Source organism: Pirellulales bacterium (assembly GCA_033762255.1).
Taxonomy (GTDB): domain Bacteria; phylum Planctomycetota; class Planctomycetia; order Pirellulales; family JALHPA01; genus JANRLT01.
Genome location: JANRLT010000008.1, coordinates 147358 through 161922, shown reverse-complemented (window position 1 = coordinate 161922; position 14565 = coordinate 147358). Strand labels below are relative to the sequence as shown.

Here is a 14565-nt window from a genome sequence, read left to right as displayed (position 1 = left end):
GTTACAATCGGTTTTACCGCGTAAATCCACGCGAGTATGATCTGTCCCCACCGGCCACAATAGCTCTGTCGCCCTTACTGGTCGCAGCCATGTCGTTGCAATCCACCAAATCCCGCTGGAATCCATTTCATCCCCTGTTGGGTATCTTGGGGTTTGTGTTTACCGTCACAGCCGTTTCATACACAATTGTGCTTGTCCGCGAGAATCGCCAGCCCTTGCTGCCGGTGGCGGCAGCGCCGGTTGACGCCGCGGCGCCCGCCCCGATGGCCGGGGGGGAATGGCTGGACTGGATGCGAAAACATGGCGATCGTTTGCTGGCCGGCCAAATCGCGGGGATCGCGGCGCTTACCTGCGGGGCAATTGGTCTGGACCGCTGGCGCGACCTACAAGCTCAAAAATTGGCCGCCACCCGTGCGGCTCCCCTTTCTGAAACGACCACGCTGTAAGACACATTCTCACTTTATTCTCATTCATCCCACTTCACGTTATTCTTACCCATGCAAGTTCACCATTACGAACAAATTCCCCAAAAGCCCGTCACCATGCCGGGTGCCCAAGGTTGCACCGTCCGTTGGTTGGTTGGCGTCCCCGAAGGAGCGCCGAATTTTTCGCTGCGGCAGTTTGAGGTAGCGCCCGGTGGTTTTACACCCCGGCATTTTCATGACTATGAACATGAAATTTTTGTGCTGGAGGGGAGGGGAGAAGTGCTCGACGGGGAGACGCCGCATCCGTTGGGGCCGGGGGATGTCCTATTGGTTAAACCCAATGAACCGCATCAATTTCGTAATACCGGCCAGGCGGCTCTAAAGTTCTTGTGCTTGATTCCCAACTCCGCCTTGGATAAGCAAGCGACCGTCGTGCCGGAGTGCGGGCAGTGAGCGATACCCCGAATTTACCCGCCGGCCAGTTGGATGCCTTATCCGCCGCCAACGCCGCCGACCGCATGGCCGAGCTAACCCGCTTGATCCTGCGGCATGACGAATTATATTACACGCGGGCGCAGCCGGAGATTACTGATTTTCAGTATGACCAGTTGCAGGCCGAGCTACGCGCGCTCGAAAATCTTTACCCCGCGCTCGCCCGTCCCGACAGTCCCACGCGGCGGGTCGGGGGAGCGCCGGTGGCGGAGTTAACGTCGGTCGCGCACCGCGTGCCGATGTTGTCCATCGAAAACACCTACAGCGTCGAAGAGCTGCGCGGCTTTGGCAAACGGGTGGAAAAACTCTTGCCGGGTGAACAAATCGCCTGGGTGGTGGAGCTGAAAATTGACGGTGTCGCAGTTTCGTTACTGTACGAAAATGGCGAACTTATCCAAGCCGCCACCCGAGGCAACGGCATGGTGGGAGATGACATCACCCATAACGCCCGCACGATACGCGATATTCCCCGGCGCCTGCGGGACTCTGCCCCTCCCGCGCGCGTGGAACTGCGCGGTGAAATCTACCTGACAAATCCCGATTTGGCGCAGCTAAACGCCCAACAGACGGCGCAGGGCTTGGAACCATACGCCAATCCACGCAATGTCGCCGCGGGCAGCATTCGCCTGCTCGACCCGCAAATTTGTTCCCAGCGGCGGTTGCGCTTGTTCGTGCATGGTTTGGGTGAAATGCAGGGTTACGCCCCGGCGACCCATGCCCAATTTTTGGAACAAGTGCGAATATGGGGTTTGCCCGCCACACCCCTGGCGACCACCTGGGATAGCCTGGATCTGGCGATAGCGCATGCGGACGAGTTGATCGAGCGACTGCATGAACTGGATTTTGAAGTAGACGGGCTGGTGCTAAAGGTTAATAGTTTGGAGCAACGCGTCAAACTGGGAACCACGTCCAAGTTCCCCCGCTGGGCCGTCGCCTATAAATTTGAAAAATACGAAGCCGCGACCAAGCTGCTGGATATTACCGTTCAAGTGGGTAAAACCGGCACAATCACTCCCGTGGCCGAACTGCAGCCGGTGCAACTGGCCGGGACGGTCGTCCGCCGCGCCAGTCTGCATAACGCCGAGGAGATCGAACGCAAGGATATTCGCCTGGGAGACCACGTCATCGTGGAAAAAGCGGGCAAAGTGATACCGCATATCGTGCGGGTGGAATTGCACGAGCGACAAACCGATTTACCCAAGTACCAGTTCCCCACGGCTTGCCCCGAATGCGGCACCCCCGCGGTCAAGGACCAGGGGGGAGTCTATATCCGTTGTCCCAATGCCACTTGTCCCGCCCAAATTAGGGAAAAAATCCGCTACTTTGCCACCCGCAACGCCATGGATATTGAGGGCTTGGGTGAAAAACTAATCGCCCAACTGGTGGCGGCGGGCTTGGTAAAAACGTATGGCGATTTGTTTCGTTTGACGGCGGAGCAGCTTTCCACGCTGGAACGCATGGGCGAGAAATCCGCTGAAAACCTGCTGGCGCAACTTCAAGCCGCCAAGGATCGGGGGTTGGCCCGCTTGCTTAACGCGCTTTCCATTCGCCACGTGGGAGTGCGGGTGGCCCAAATATTGGCCCAAAAATTTGGCACGTTGCAAAATTTGCAACAGGCGACATTGGTGGAATTGAGTTCAGTCGCCGAGATCGGTCCGATCATCGCACAAAGCGTGTATGATTATTTACGCAATCCCGCGGAGCAGGCGATCTTGGCCGACTTAGCCGCGCTGGGGGTGCGGCTGGACTTGCCCGAGGCGGAACGTCCCGCGACGGGGGGCGTTTTTAGCGGTAAAACCTTGGTCGTGACCGGCACGCTGACGCATTATAAACGGAACGAAATCGAGGAACTTATTACAAAGCTGGGTGGAAAAGCGGCGGGCAGCGTATCGGCCAAGACTGCGTTTGTGGTCGCGGGGGCCGACGCGGGGAGCAAACTGGCCAAGGCCCAGCAGTTAGGCGTAAGAATTTTATCCGAGGATGATTTTCGCCAAATGGTGGCGGGGAGCACTGAATAAACAAGTTATCAAGTTGCCCCCACCGCGAGAATTACCTGGGAAATTACTCCGTCAATTTGCTTTCATCCAGGCCCAGCTTTTTCATTTTTTTATAGAGTGTGGTGCGATTGATCCCCAATTGCTCGGCGGTCAAATTGCGATTCCAGTTATTGAGTTCCAGCATGTCCAAAATGATTTGTCGTTCTGGTCCTTGGAGGGAAGACTTGAGGGAATGACCGCTGGCGGACAAACCGGGAAGTGCCTGCGCCGCGGCGGTAATGGCGGGTGAGTGCAGCAGTTGCTGGGGCAAGTCAGCCGGCACGATCCATTCTCCCTTGCCTAAGAGCACTGCTCGTTCGATGACATTTTGCAATTCGCGGACATTGCCCGGCCAGCTATGGCGGGCTAGCAGCGCCAGAGTTTCCTCGTGCAGGCCGCGCATTTTTTTGCCGGTCTCTTCGCAAAGTTTCTTAAAAAAGTAATCCGCCAAGAGCGGCAAATCGCCGATCCGTTCGCGTAGCGGGGGAAGCTCGATATTGATTACATTAACGCGGTAGTACAGATCCTGGCGAAAACGTCCCGCCGCGACGGCGGTTTGCAGGTTTTCGTTGGTGGCCAGGATCACGCGGGTGTCCACGCGCTGGGTTTTATTGCTGCCCACCGGCTCAAATTCAAATTCCTGCAAGACCCGCAGCAGTTTGACCTGCATGCTGGCGGGGGCGGTGCCGATCTCGTCCAAAAAAATCGTCCCGCCGTCGGCATGGGTGAATTTTCCGGGTTTATCGGTGTTTGCGCCGGTAAACGCGCCGGCGACATGGCCAAACAGCTCGCTTTCCAAGAGGGTTTCGGGCAGGGCGCCGCAGGCCACCTCGACAAAGGCTTTGTTGCGGCGAGCGCTGTGGCGATGGATGGCGCGGGCGATCAATGATTTGCCGGTGCCGCTTTCGCCGGTGATTAATATCGTGGCTTTGGTGTCGGCCACGCTCTCAATCATGTCAAAGATCCGCTGCATGCGGTTATCGTGGCCCACGATATTTTCCAAACCATACCGCAGATCCAATTGCTTTTTGAGCGCTTGGTTTTCGGCTAGCACCTTGCGCTGGGAAAACGCCCGCTGCAGCGACATTTCCAACTCTTGATCGATCAGGGGTTTGGACAAAAAGTCAAACGCCCCGCCGCGAATCGCTTCCATCGCGGTTTCCACCGTCCCGTACCCGCTAAGCAGAATCACCGTGGTATGCGGCATTTTATCGCGGCAATACCGCAAAATTTCCAGGCCATCCCCTTCGCGCAAACGGACATCGCACAGCACGACGTCAAAATTCTTTCGGTCCAGCAGTTGGATGGCCGGCGCGCGGTCCGCCGCGGTGTCAACCTTGTAGCCCTGGCCGCGCAGCCAATCAGCCATGGACTCCAGGACCTGCCGATCATCGTCAATAAGTAACAGGGAACCGCGCTGCATCGCCTCACCGCTGGGTACAGTACAAGAGTTCAAGGATGTCCGCCCGGCCCGCGCGCTATTTCCGCGGGCGCAAGATATCTACGTTACTTGGGCGAAAAGTCAACATGCGGCAAAGGGGAAACAGCGCGGGGACGGCGCAATCGCGCTAAAGGGCAAAACCGGCAAAATAAGCATAAGTCAGCGGAAAGTTATGCGCGGCGGGGGAAATGCCCCGCGTCGCGGCGATTCGTCAAAGACAAGGGGCGGCCAGCCGCAGTCGTCTGGCGTTTAAGCTAAATTATTGCTAGTGAAAAGTGGATTTTTGCGCAGCGGCAAAACGAGCGCTCCGCGGGGGATGCCACGCGCGTCCTACCGGGAACGCCAACCCAAAAAATTGCCCACCCGCGCGAGCGCAATTACCGATTTGAACTGGCATGCACAGCACTGGCACAACGCTCGATTACATCCTGGAACGTTGCCAACGCCTATATTCCCCGCCGACCGTGGCGGCGAGGGTGTTGGAGTTGACCAACTCCCCCAGTTTGGATTTGAGGGAATTGCGCGCTTGCATCGAGCGGGATCCCGCCCTGACCGCCAAGCTATTGCGGGTGGTCAATAGTTCGCTCTTTGGACTTAGTCGGCAAGTAGCCGACCTGGGGCAGGCCCTGTCCCATCTGGGTAGCGGACCGTTAAAAATGCTGGTGCTTGGCTTTAGCCTGTCCGAGCGGTTGTTTGCCGAAATTAACGGCGAGATCCTGGGGCGTTATTGGCGGCGAACATTGATCAAGGCGTTGGCCGCGAGAGAACTTGCCCGCTGCCAACGGCGCGCCTCATCCGACGAAGCGTTTGTCGCGGCCATTCTTGGGGACTTGGGCTGGCTGGTATTGATTCAGGAATATGGCCAAGCCTATTGCAGGTTTTTGGATTTGACCCTTGCCCAGGCGTCGCAGCTGGCTGGCTTAGAGTTTGCCGCGCTCGGTTTTGACCATTACACCCTGGGAGGGGCCTTGCTGCGGCAATGGCAATTACCAGAAAAATTGGCAAAAATCGTGGCCGCGGGGACGGCCGAAGAGCGAATCGCCGCGCTCCCCCCCGCACAGCGCGAGTTAGCAAATATCTTACGCTTGGCGGATCAACTGGCCTGGGCCTTGGCGGAAGATCGGCAAGATTTGTGGCCCGGGACGATTTCACTGGCGGTGCGGGAGCAACGCCTGGGAACGGTGGAATTTCGCCAAGTTGTAAAGACAGTTCAGGACCAAATTGATCAACTGGCCTCGGCCCTCCAACTGACGCTTCCCCCGCCGGCGGAATACGCGGCGTTGTCCCAACAAGCATTGGAGCGATTGGCAACGCTTACTTCCGAGGAAATCTCGCGGGAGTTGCGCGGCAAGCAGTTACGCGCCTTATCCGATGACGAGTTGCGCGCGGCGGAACAAACACTAGTTGAAGTGGCGGCTCGGCGGCAAACGGCAAATCTTGAACAACCGCTTGCCCCGCCATCCCCGGATCATGAAACAACCGTCGAGCAGTCGGTGCTGCTCCCGCTAATTCAATCTTCCCTGGCCCGTTGTCGAATGTCGCGCCAGCCCATGAGTTTGCTGTTGTGCCAGTTTGAAACCCGTCGTGGGCAGGGGGAGCATGGGGCACCGTGTGACGACTCTGATCTGCGTCAACTGGTCTGGAATGCCTTTGGCGGGCTAGGATGTCCACCCAGCGCGGTCCTGCAATTACACGAATCGAGATTTGCGATACTATTGCCTGACTGCGACCGCTTTACCGCGGCGCGGCTGGCGGGAGAATTACGGCAACGCTTGTGCCTCCAGCCAGCCCCGGAGGACTCATTACTCTTGCCAGCGATGCATAGTCTGAGCCTGGGTCTTGCCACGGCCAGCGAAATTCCGCGTAACTTGCCCTCCCGCGAACTGTTAACCGCCGCCGAGCGTTGTTTGCAGGGGAGTGTGCTTTCGGGCGGAAATGCGCTCAAAAGCATCGAGGTTTAACCTGCTTGAGCGGGTTTTTTGACCAGAACGCGCGGCTTGCCACCCCCGCTAAATAACCCCGTGGCGATCCGCTTTTGTCCGTATTGCGGCGTCGGCATTCTGTGGGCAACCGGGCTTTTCCGCCGTCGCGCTAACATGGTATGCTAGATTCATGCACTCTCCCCCTCCTGCGCCGCAACCCTCCTCCCCGACCGCCAGTCAATCACTGGCAAATACCCCCGCTGGCACGGAGTTGACCCTGGAAGAACTGTTGGGCACGCCCGGCAACAGCGCAAAACTGCCCCAACCACGCCGGCGGGTCTCTTTTCAATCCGCGGGGCGCTCGGCGGAAATCAATCGCCGTCCCGTCCTGGCCCTGGTGTTGTTTTTCTTAACCTGCGCCACCACGTATTTAGCGGGTGTGTCAAATTGGTCCCAGGCCATGATCGGCGCTTATCCCAGTTTATGGAACATGGCCGTCGATCCCCCCCGGGTAAAGGTGGGCCTGGAATACATGAGCGCGATGATGGCCATTTTACTCGCCCACGAGATGGGGCATTTTTTAATGACCGTACGCCACCAGATCATGGCGACGTATCCCATTTTCATTCCGTTTCCATCGTTATTTACGGGGACGATGGGGGCGGTCATTTCCATGGATAACAGCCGGGCCAACCGTAAGCAATTATTTGATATCGGCATCGCGGGCCCGCTGGCTGGTTTGGCCGTGATTCTGCCGGTGTTGTATTACGGTATCACCACCGCCCATGTGCGCAACTATTTAGCCGTGGGAAATCAGGGATTTGCCGGACATCCCTGGCTGTACGAGCTTTTGGTGGATTGGCTACGGCCCGAGGTGCTCCCTCATCAAGAGTTGGTTCCCAATCCCTGGCTAATGGCGGGTTGGATTGGCTGCCTGATTACGGGCTTAAACATGTTTCCGCTGAGCCAACTCGACGGAGGCCATGTCGTGTATTGCCTGTTTGGCAAATTTGGCAATCAAATCGCGCGCTTGACGTTGATTTTTTGTATGGCGATGATCATTTTAACCAATAACTATCTCTGGACCGTGATGATTCTCATCGTCACGGCAGTTTTGGGGGTCAATCACCCCCCCACCACGGATGATACCGTCCCCTTGGGCTGGTTTCGCGTGGTCCTCGGAGTGCTTTCCCTGTCGATACCCATCTTTTGCTTTATACCGCGGCCGTTTGCAATTTAGCCGCGTGGCGAAAAACGACACGCGCCATTCCCGCCACCACCACGGCGAATAATGCTGTCCAGGCTTCTGGTTCGGGGATGGCGGTAATGGCGGCGACCGCGGCGCCAAACTGGCTGCCATCGTTGAGGGGCTGTAAATTTCCAGGTGAATTACCGCCGATGGAAAAATTATTTGATAAACCACGATTATGGATGATCCAGAACGGTTCCGACGGCTGCAAGGAAAAGTCCGTGGTTAGCAGGCGAACCTTCACTCCGTAGGCTCCCAATGGAGCGCCATTCGATAAAATAAAATTCAGTAAGTGATCCTGAATGGGGTTGTCAAAGTCGCGGATCACAAACGGGTTGGGGTTGGAAATAAATGATTGTGAGGCAACGCTGAATTGAAAATTGTTTTCCGCCGACAATACTGACAGCGTTGCGTTGGTCGTGTCGTTCAAACCCAGCGTCGGACTCCAGTAAACCAGTTTCTCGAGAATTTGCAGTTGTAATTCGGCAGCACTTGGGATGGCCGTCAAGACAAAGTCCGGACGATCAGTAAAGCTGAAGATTCGCAACTCGCGATCGGCATAATAACTTTGGTCGGTGGTGATCTGGCCGCCGCTGTTTCCCAACACGATTTGCACGCCGTGGGCGTCCGCCCGCGAGGGTGCAAAGCCACAAGCCAGCAGAAAACACATAACTCCCACGGACCAAACAGCGACCTGAGACGGACGGATCAAAAAAATCCAAGAATGCTGCGACATCGGCGATGTATCCTCGTGTGTTAATAACAAAAAAAAATCTACGGAAAAATGCTGGCAGAAGCGTCGCGCCATTGATTTTTGCGCGGTGAAACAAGAACAACTACGGCTCATGGCTGAGCAAAAATAGTAAATACTAATGCCAGCCAAGATAGTTCAAAGACAGAATGAGCGGCTTCCCTGGTACCGCTCGGCTTGGGGCCGCGCGGTCTTTTTAAAGAGGTGTTATAACCCGCTCGGATCAGGCATTAGCAAAATGTCGCAAAGAAGGGACGTGTCGTCTTGAAAATCTCGCAGGTCAACAATCTGTAACATCTATATTTTAGCACCATCACCCCAACAATTTCCACTGTTTTTCACAACAAGTTTAGGAAATCCCGGCGGATCGCGCATCAAAAAGCGGCTGGCATGATATCTTGCCAGCCGCCTACTGCTAAAAATTGACATATCCGATTCTTGCCAAAGAATCTAACCAGGGTTTTTCCCCAGTTTGCTAAAGAAATCCGCCAAGGTTCCACCCCGCGGGCCTTTGCGGTTTTTCACGAGTTCTTCAATCGCGGAGCGGAATTCGCTGATCGCGCTCTTGATCTCTTCGCGGGAGAGGACCCGACCGATAGCCTCGCGAACGCGTTCGCGGAAGGGACCGTATTGCGGCGGTAGGGTCGCGGCGGCAAAGTTCGTGCTAGAGCCAGCGCTAGCGGAGGACTGCAGCGCCACCCCCGCGATCTGAGTAGCGGTATCATCAGGCCCCCCGAGCGCGATCACGTCTCCCCCGGATAATCCGCCACCCAGCGGTTGGACCACCCAGGTATCGCTGGCGCCGACGACCAGTGGTGCGCCCGCAGCATCGGTAATGCCCCCGGTCGTGCTGACCGACAGATTGTACGTTCCGACCGCCCCGCTTATAGAGCCTAGGGTAATGAACCAGGTTCTGCCATCGCTGGTGCTCAGGCGCTGGGCGTCGGTGATGAGGTTGGAGCCGGCGTTACGGGTCAAGCTAATGTCGGAAATGTCAAATCCGGTGACCGGTTCGCTAAAGACAATCATCGCCTGGGCCACGGCGGAATTACGCGGGTCGGGGGAGATGTCAATAATGTCCACGCGGGGAACGGGATTGAGCTCGACAAAGCTCAGTTTGTTGGTGCTGGCGCTGCCGCCGTTGGTGATATCGAGTAGCTCGTCCAGCACATGGACGACGACGGTTCCCTCTTGCCATTTGACGCTGGCGTTCAAAGCGCCATTTAGCACGGAAGTCCCCTCCGCCAAGTAATGCATGGTGCCAGTGGAAGCGGTGGGATCCCCCGCGACCACGCGCACCTGAAAGTACCCGTTAGGGACGGAAATCCGCCAACTGGCGTTGGAATTTCCGGCGGCCTGGGTTTGAATGAGCGTGTCATACCGTTGGTCGGGGGATGCGGCCGAATTGCGGTCGGCTGTCGCGGCGGCGGTATTCAAGTTCCAGCCATAGTCATAACCATTTCCGCGATTTCCAAAGACCGCTCCGCTATCCACGAAATAGTCAGAATAGGTCGGCGAAGCCGCGGGTTGAAAATTAATCTTAATCATGTCGGAGGTGCGCACCGTGGCCAACGCGCGGGCATCGGTGATTGTGATACCGCGGTTATAAACCCGCACATCATCAATGATGCCCGTAAACGCATCAGCGGCGGTCGCGGTGCCCCCTTTGTATCCGACGGTCAAAATATCCGTCGAGGTCGCCATCGTCCCCGCGGCTACCTGAGTGGCCGCCAACACGCCATTGATATACAACTGGAGCGAAGTGCCATTCCAACTGCCGGCCACATGACTCCATTGACCCAAGGCAGGCAACGGCGCCGCCACCGAGCCGACGCCGCTCACTTCAAATCGGAGGTCACCGCCATCCTGGAACAACCGATATTGGTTATCCGTGGAGCCTTTTTGCACGATGCGGGTGCTGCCATTCCAGCTTGTCGGTCGAATCCATGCGGCAATACCTAACCCGCTGGTGGGGTTAAGCGACGCGTTATTGGCGACTTGCACGCGGGCGGATGTTCCGGGCAAGTAAATCGCCCCCGGTCCCACCACACCGGCGTCCCAGGTGGCTCCTCCCTGCAGGGTGGCGGTGTTGCCATTGCCCGACGTATCGGCCGGATTGCCGGTCCGTTCATCCAACCGCAGCACCAACACGGCCGACGCGTTATTGCCCGGGGTGGCTGTGCTGGTGTTTGAGTAGGCGGAATTTCCGCCCGTCGATTGGGCGCGCACGCGATAGGTGTAGGCGGACCCCGCGTTCAGCGCCTGGTCAATAAAGCTGGTTGTGTTTGCCGACACAAATCCCACCAGCGTAAAGTTGACCCCGTTAGCCGAGCGTTCAATGTTGAAACGCTGTTCATTATTAGAGTTATCCACCCACGTCAGGCGAATCCGGTCATAACCGATGGCGGTGGCCACCAGCGACGACGGAGCCACGAGGGGGGCTGTTTGGGGGACGGCGCTCGCGGTATTGCTAAAGGCGGAATTTCCCGCCTGGTTATAAGCCAGGACCCGGTAGTAATATGTGACCCCGGTCGTCAGGCCGGTGCTGCTGTAGGCCACGGTGTTGCTGGCCAAGTTGGCGATTTGGGTGAAATTCACATTATCCGTGGAACGTTCGACCAAAAAGCCTTGTTCATCGGTGGCGTTATCCAACCACGTCAGATTGATGCTGGTCGGACCGGATGAAACCGCCGATAGCGAACTGGGCGCGGCGGGAAGGGTAAAGTTGGGCGTGGCGCTCGAAATATTTGAATAGTTGGATGAAAAACCGGGATTAAACGCCCGCACCTGATAAAAATACGTGGTTCCCGGAGTGCGGCCCGTATCGGAATAGTTGATGCTGTTCGCGGGGATGGTGGCAATCACGGAAAAATTTACACCGTCCAGCGAGCGTTCAACCGCGTAGTTATCCTCGTTGTTGGCGTTATCCACCCAGGTCAGATTGACCGTGGTCGCCCCGGCGGCCGCCGCTAACAACGATGTGGGTGCCGCCGGTTGGGTATAGTTGGGCGTGGCGGAATCCACATTTGACGGCGTGGAATTGCCATAGGTATTTACCGACCGCACCCGATAAAAATACGTGGTTCCGGCGGTCAGCCCGGTGTTGCTATAGGAGGTGACGTTCATGCCGACGGTGGTCAGCGTGGTAAAGTTGCTGCCATCGAGCGAACGTTCGATTTGATAACCGGTCTCATTATTGGCCAGGTCATTCCAGACCAGGTTCACCGTCGTGGGGCCACCCACGGTGGCGTCCAATCCCGTGGGGGCGGCGGGCGTCGTGCCAAAAGAGAAGAGCCGATTGTTGGGAATGATTTGCTTTGGCTGCGAGGGGCTGGACCAGGACAGGGTGGCCACCGCTCCCCCCCCATTTTCATAAAAGTCCATTTGAATGTCGTACCGTTGCCCCGCCACCAAGGTAATCGTGCCGATATCCTCGGTGGGGCCATGATCCGTCCAGTTGTTGATGATTAACTGGTTATTGACGTACAAACGGACGCCGTCATCGGAGGTGGTGTAAAATGTATAGTTCTGGCTGAATTGAGGCTCGATCTGGCCCGTCCAACGCACTGAAAAAGTATCCGCGCCAATCAAGGGATCAGGCTGACCATTCCCCCAGTTAAAGTTCACCGTGTTATCAATCCGCTCCACGGTCGTGCCGGTAAAGTTGATATTGTTATAATATGTGCCCGTCAGACCCGGGACGGCGATATTACCCACGCGAATGTAATTTGGCTTGGTCGTGCTGACCGGTCCGTTGGTTCCCGTCACGGTTAGGCGCACGTTGTAGTTGCCGTCGACGGTGTAAGTCTTGGACGGATTTTGCAAGGTGCTGGTCGTGCCGTCGCCAAATTCCCAAAAGTACGAGGACGCGCCGGGAACATCGCTCGTGTTGGTAAACTGCACGGTCAAAGGGGAGTTGCCCGTACGGTTATCGGCGGTGAATTCCGCGGCACCGACATACTTGATCCGCAAGACATTTGCGCCCGCGTCGATGGGCGAAACGTAGTTTTCGTCCTTGTACAAATCCGTAAAGTACAAACCGTCTGGTCCGCTGGTTAGACCGGCGGCCGTGGCTTTGCCGCCGCCGTTATAACTGACAAAGTTGGTCGGCGCGCCTCCTATCACGTTGCCGCTGGCATCCAATGCGAATTCCACGATGTTCTTGCCCCCGGGACCGGTCGCCCAGGTGCCGCCGGACAGCGTGACAAACGCGCGGTCCTGTTTTCCCGCGGGAAAAGCGCTGCCGCTAAACGTGCTGGGCTGCACAAAGGTGATGTTGACGGGCGCGGTGGCGGGGCTCCAATTGTACTTGGCATTGATGGTCATGCTGGCATCGCTGCCGTTCCAGCCATAACTGACACCCGCGTTGGCCTGGGCAAAGCGGTCCACGCTGGGTCCGTTTTCCACAAAGTACAGTTTGCCGTCCGACGCGCGAAAGGCGCCGCCAAACGGATTGCGCACGCCATAGGAATAGACATAATCGCGGGAGGTGATGGTTCCACCGTTATAAAACGGATTATCCGTGGCGGGAGTCCCATTCAGGTTCATCCGCAGAATCTTGCCGCGATATGATTCCAGATTGAGAGCGGTGGAAGCGTCAAAACCATCGCCGTTATTCAAATAAAGTTTGCCATCCGGGCCGATATTTAAGCTGCTGATCTGGTGAGATTGTCCCTGGCTTTCCCCCACCATGTTTAAAATAACGGTCTGTGAAGTGGCCGAGACGCCGCCATTATTGCTGCTAAACCGCACAATGCGCGGGTAATGAGGAACGTTTTCAACTCCGTTGACAGAGCTATACACCAAACTGGCAAAGACGTCCCCGCTGGCGGGATCAACCACAATGCTGGCCAAACCTTGCTCGCCCGAGCCGGGAAAATTACCCGTGGGATTGAAATTCAATAAGTTCGAGGCATACGGCAAGACCGTGCCGTTGCGCAGCACCACCTTGATGTTGCCGTAAAGCTCTGCCACGTAATAGTACGGATCGGTGGGATTGGGACCGGGATTCGGTACAAAGGCCACATCAATTGGCAGTTGATATCCCGTGGAGACGACTTCCACCCGGTAGCCATTAGGCGCGGTCCAGGGTACCGCCGAACCGCGGGCTAACAGGGCAAAGTTGGGGTCGGTCTCTCCCACGGCCCCCACATAGGTGCTGCCGTTGAGCGACACCCAGTAGACGGCGGTCTGATTCGCCGCCAATGAAATCGCCGGCAAATAAATGATCCGGTTTTTACCGTCATCATCGACGAATTCGTAGTTGGACTCCGCCAGGGAAAGGGGATTACTCCCCGATGTAAAGCGAACCTTCAGGGGTTTGCCGCTTCCCAGGGTGCTGTTATTTACCACATTGTTGCTGCCTCCCCCCGTCCCGGATACATCCACCAGCGTGCCATTGGCTGTTTCGAGATACATGTGGGGAGGGGTAACGCCCCCCGGCAGGATCACACTAGTTCCGCCACTATTAAAACTCCAGGTCGGGGCGGGAAAATTCAGCACGTCCGCCACTTCTAAAGCAAAAGTCCCCGTCAACGGACCCGTGGTAAAGTTCCGCTCAGCAAACCCACTATATTGCGTGGCAACATCCCCGCTGGAATCCCGAAAACGGGCCCGCAATTTATAATTCGTATCGGGTAAAAACGAGGTCCGGCCCGCATGCGTCCCCTGAAACGTCCCGTCGCCAATGTGCGTATGCACCAATTCCACTTGCGGGGCGGCCGCCGTCGAACTCCACACCAACTCATTGGTGGATAACAGCCGCACTTCCCATTGGGTCTGGGTATGCGTGTCACCCACATCGGGGTCGCTAAATGGACCGGCCTCCATGTGCAAATCTTGCGGATTTACCAAGCGACCCAGGGTCGGTTCATTGATCGGTGGAGTTAAAGGTGCGACATTATACGCCCAGCGCGACTCGAGTTGCTCAATCTGCGCTTGAAATGCTTTGCGAAGGTTACGTGCATGGGGGCGACGGCGCATGAAGTACTCCAGAAATAGATACAAAGTATTACAGCGAAAGATTTTGGGCAAATCTCTCTAGCTGCCGGGACATTAGTAAACCAAGATAAGTAATGCACTAATACGACGCTTACTAAGGTAATCCGTCTTATCCAAAGGATAAAAACGATAAAACCAGTAGATGAGGTCGAAACAAGCGTAATCATGCCCCCCCGGGCATTATTACGAAAAAGTTAGGCATATCTAATTCGTACTTAAAAAGTGGAGATATTGCAACAAATGAGTAAA

Annotated in this window: 8 protein-coding genes; 5 read left to right on the top strand and 3 right to left on the bottom strand. The window is 56.4% G+C overall.

All coding sequences use genetic code 11. The features are described from left to right. Positions 1 to 89: 89 nt before the first annotated feature. Genes SFX18_02910 through ligA form a run of 3 tightly spaced genes read left to right on the top strand, consistent with a single transcriptional unit; the run spans position 90 to position 2935 of the window. Entirely contained in the window at positions 90 to 446 is a 357-nt protein-coding gene (locus tag SFX18_02910) for a hypothetical protein (GenBank protein ID MDX1962074.1), read from the top strand. Between the two features lie 51 nt (positions 447 to 497). After that, positions 498 to 878, top strand: coding sequence for a cupin domain-containing protein (locus tag SFX18_02905; GenBank protein ID MDX1962073.1), 381 nt, complete (start codon positions 498 to 500; stop codon positions 876 to 878). Beyond that, on the top strand, positions 875 to 2935 hold the full coding sequence (ligA, locus tag SFX18_02900) for an NAD-dependent DNA ligase LigA (protein MDX1962072.1): 2061 nt from the start codon (positions 875 to 877) through the stop codon (positions 2933 to 2935). The genes SFX18_02905 and ligA overlap by 4 nt, the downstream gene beginning before the upstream one ends. Positions 2936 to 2978: 43 nt before the next feature. On the opposite strand, the gene SFX18_02895 is transcribed toward ligA, so the two are convergent. Next, positions 2979 to 4376: a sigma-54 dependent transcriptional regulator gene (locus SFX18_02895; GenBank protein ID MDX1962071.1), complete on the bottom strand. Its 1398-nt coding sequence runs from the start codon at positions 4374 to 4376 to the stop codon at positions 2979 to 2981. A 413-nt stretch (positions 4377 to 4789) separates the two neighbouring features. On the opposite strand from SFX18_02895, the gene SFX18_02890 reads away from it, so the two are divergent. After that, positions 4790 to 6355 (top strand): HDOD domain-containing protein, encoded by a 1566-nt coding sequence (locus SFX18_02890; GenBank protein ID MDX1962070.1) that lies wholly within the window; start codon positions 4790 to 4792, stop codon positions 6353 to 6355. A 151-nt stretch (positions 6356 to 6506) separates the two neighbouring features. Then, positions 6507 to 7556 (top strand): site-2 protease family protein, encoded by a 1050-nt coding sequence (locus tag SFX18_02885; protein MDX1962069.1) that lies wholly within the window; start codon positions 6507 to 6509, stop codon positions 7554 to 7556. Here SFX18_02885 and SFX18_02880 read toward each other — a convergent pair. Beyond that, entirely contained in the window at positions 7531 to 8301 is a 771-nt protein-coding gene (locus SFX18_02880; protein MDX1962068.1) for a hypothetical protein, read from the bottom strand. The two genes, SFX18_02885 and SFX18_02880, sit on opposite strands and share 26 nt — an antisense overlap. A gap of 465 nt (positions 8302 to 8766) precedes the next feature. Beyond that, positions 8767 to 14298: a PA14 domain-containing protein gene (locus SFX18_02875; GenBank protein ID MDX1962067.1), complete on the bottom strand. Its 5532-nt coding sequence runs from the start codon at positions 14296 to 14298 to the stop codon at positions 8767 to 8769. Positions 14299 to 14565 lie beyond the last annotated feature (267 nt).

Bases quoted from the DNA above. Each gene is read 5' to 3' on its own strand.
- SFX18_02890 (MDX1962070.1), top strand. From the start codon at position 4,790: ATGCACAGCACTGGCACAACGCTCGATTACATCCTGGAACGTTGCCAA.
- SFX18_02880 (MDX1962068.1), bottom strand. From the start codon at position 8,301: ATGTCGCAGCATTCTTGGATTTTTTTGATCCGTCCGTCTCAGGTCGCT.
- SFX18_02895 (MDX1962071.1), bottom strand. From the start codon at position 4,376: ATGCAGCGCGGTTCCCTGTTACTTATTGACGATGATCGGCAGGTCCTG.
- SFX18_02885 (MDX1962069.1), top strand. From the start codon at position 6,507: ATGCACTCTCCCCCTCCTGCGCCGCAACCCTCCTCCCCGACCGCCAGT.
- SFX18_02910 (MDX1962074.1), top strand. From the start codon at position 90: ATGTCGTTGCAATCCACCAAATCCCGCTGGAATCCATTTCATCCCCTG.
- SFX18_02905 (MDX1962073.1), top strand. From the start codon at position 498: ATGCAAGTTCACCATTACGAACAAATTCCCCAAAAGCCCGTCACCATG.
- SFX18_02875 (MDX1962067.1), bottom strand. From the start codon at position 14,298: ATGCGCCGTCGCCCCCATGCACGTAACCTTCGCAAAGCATTTCAAGCG.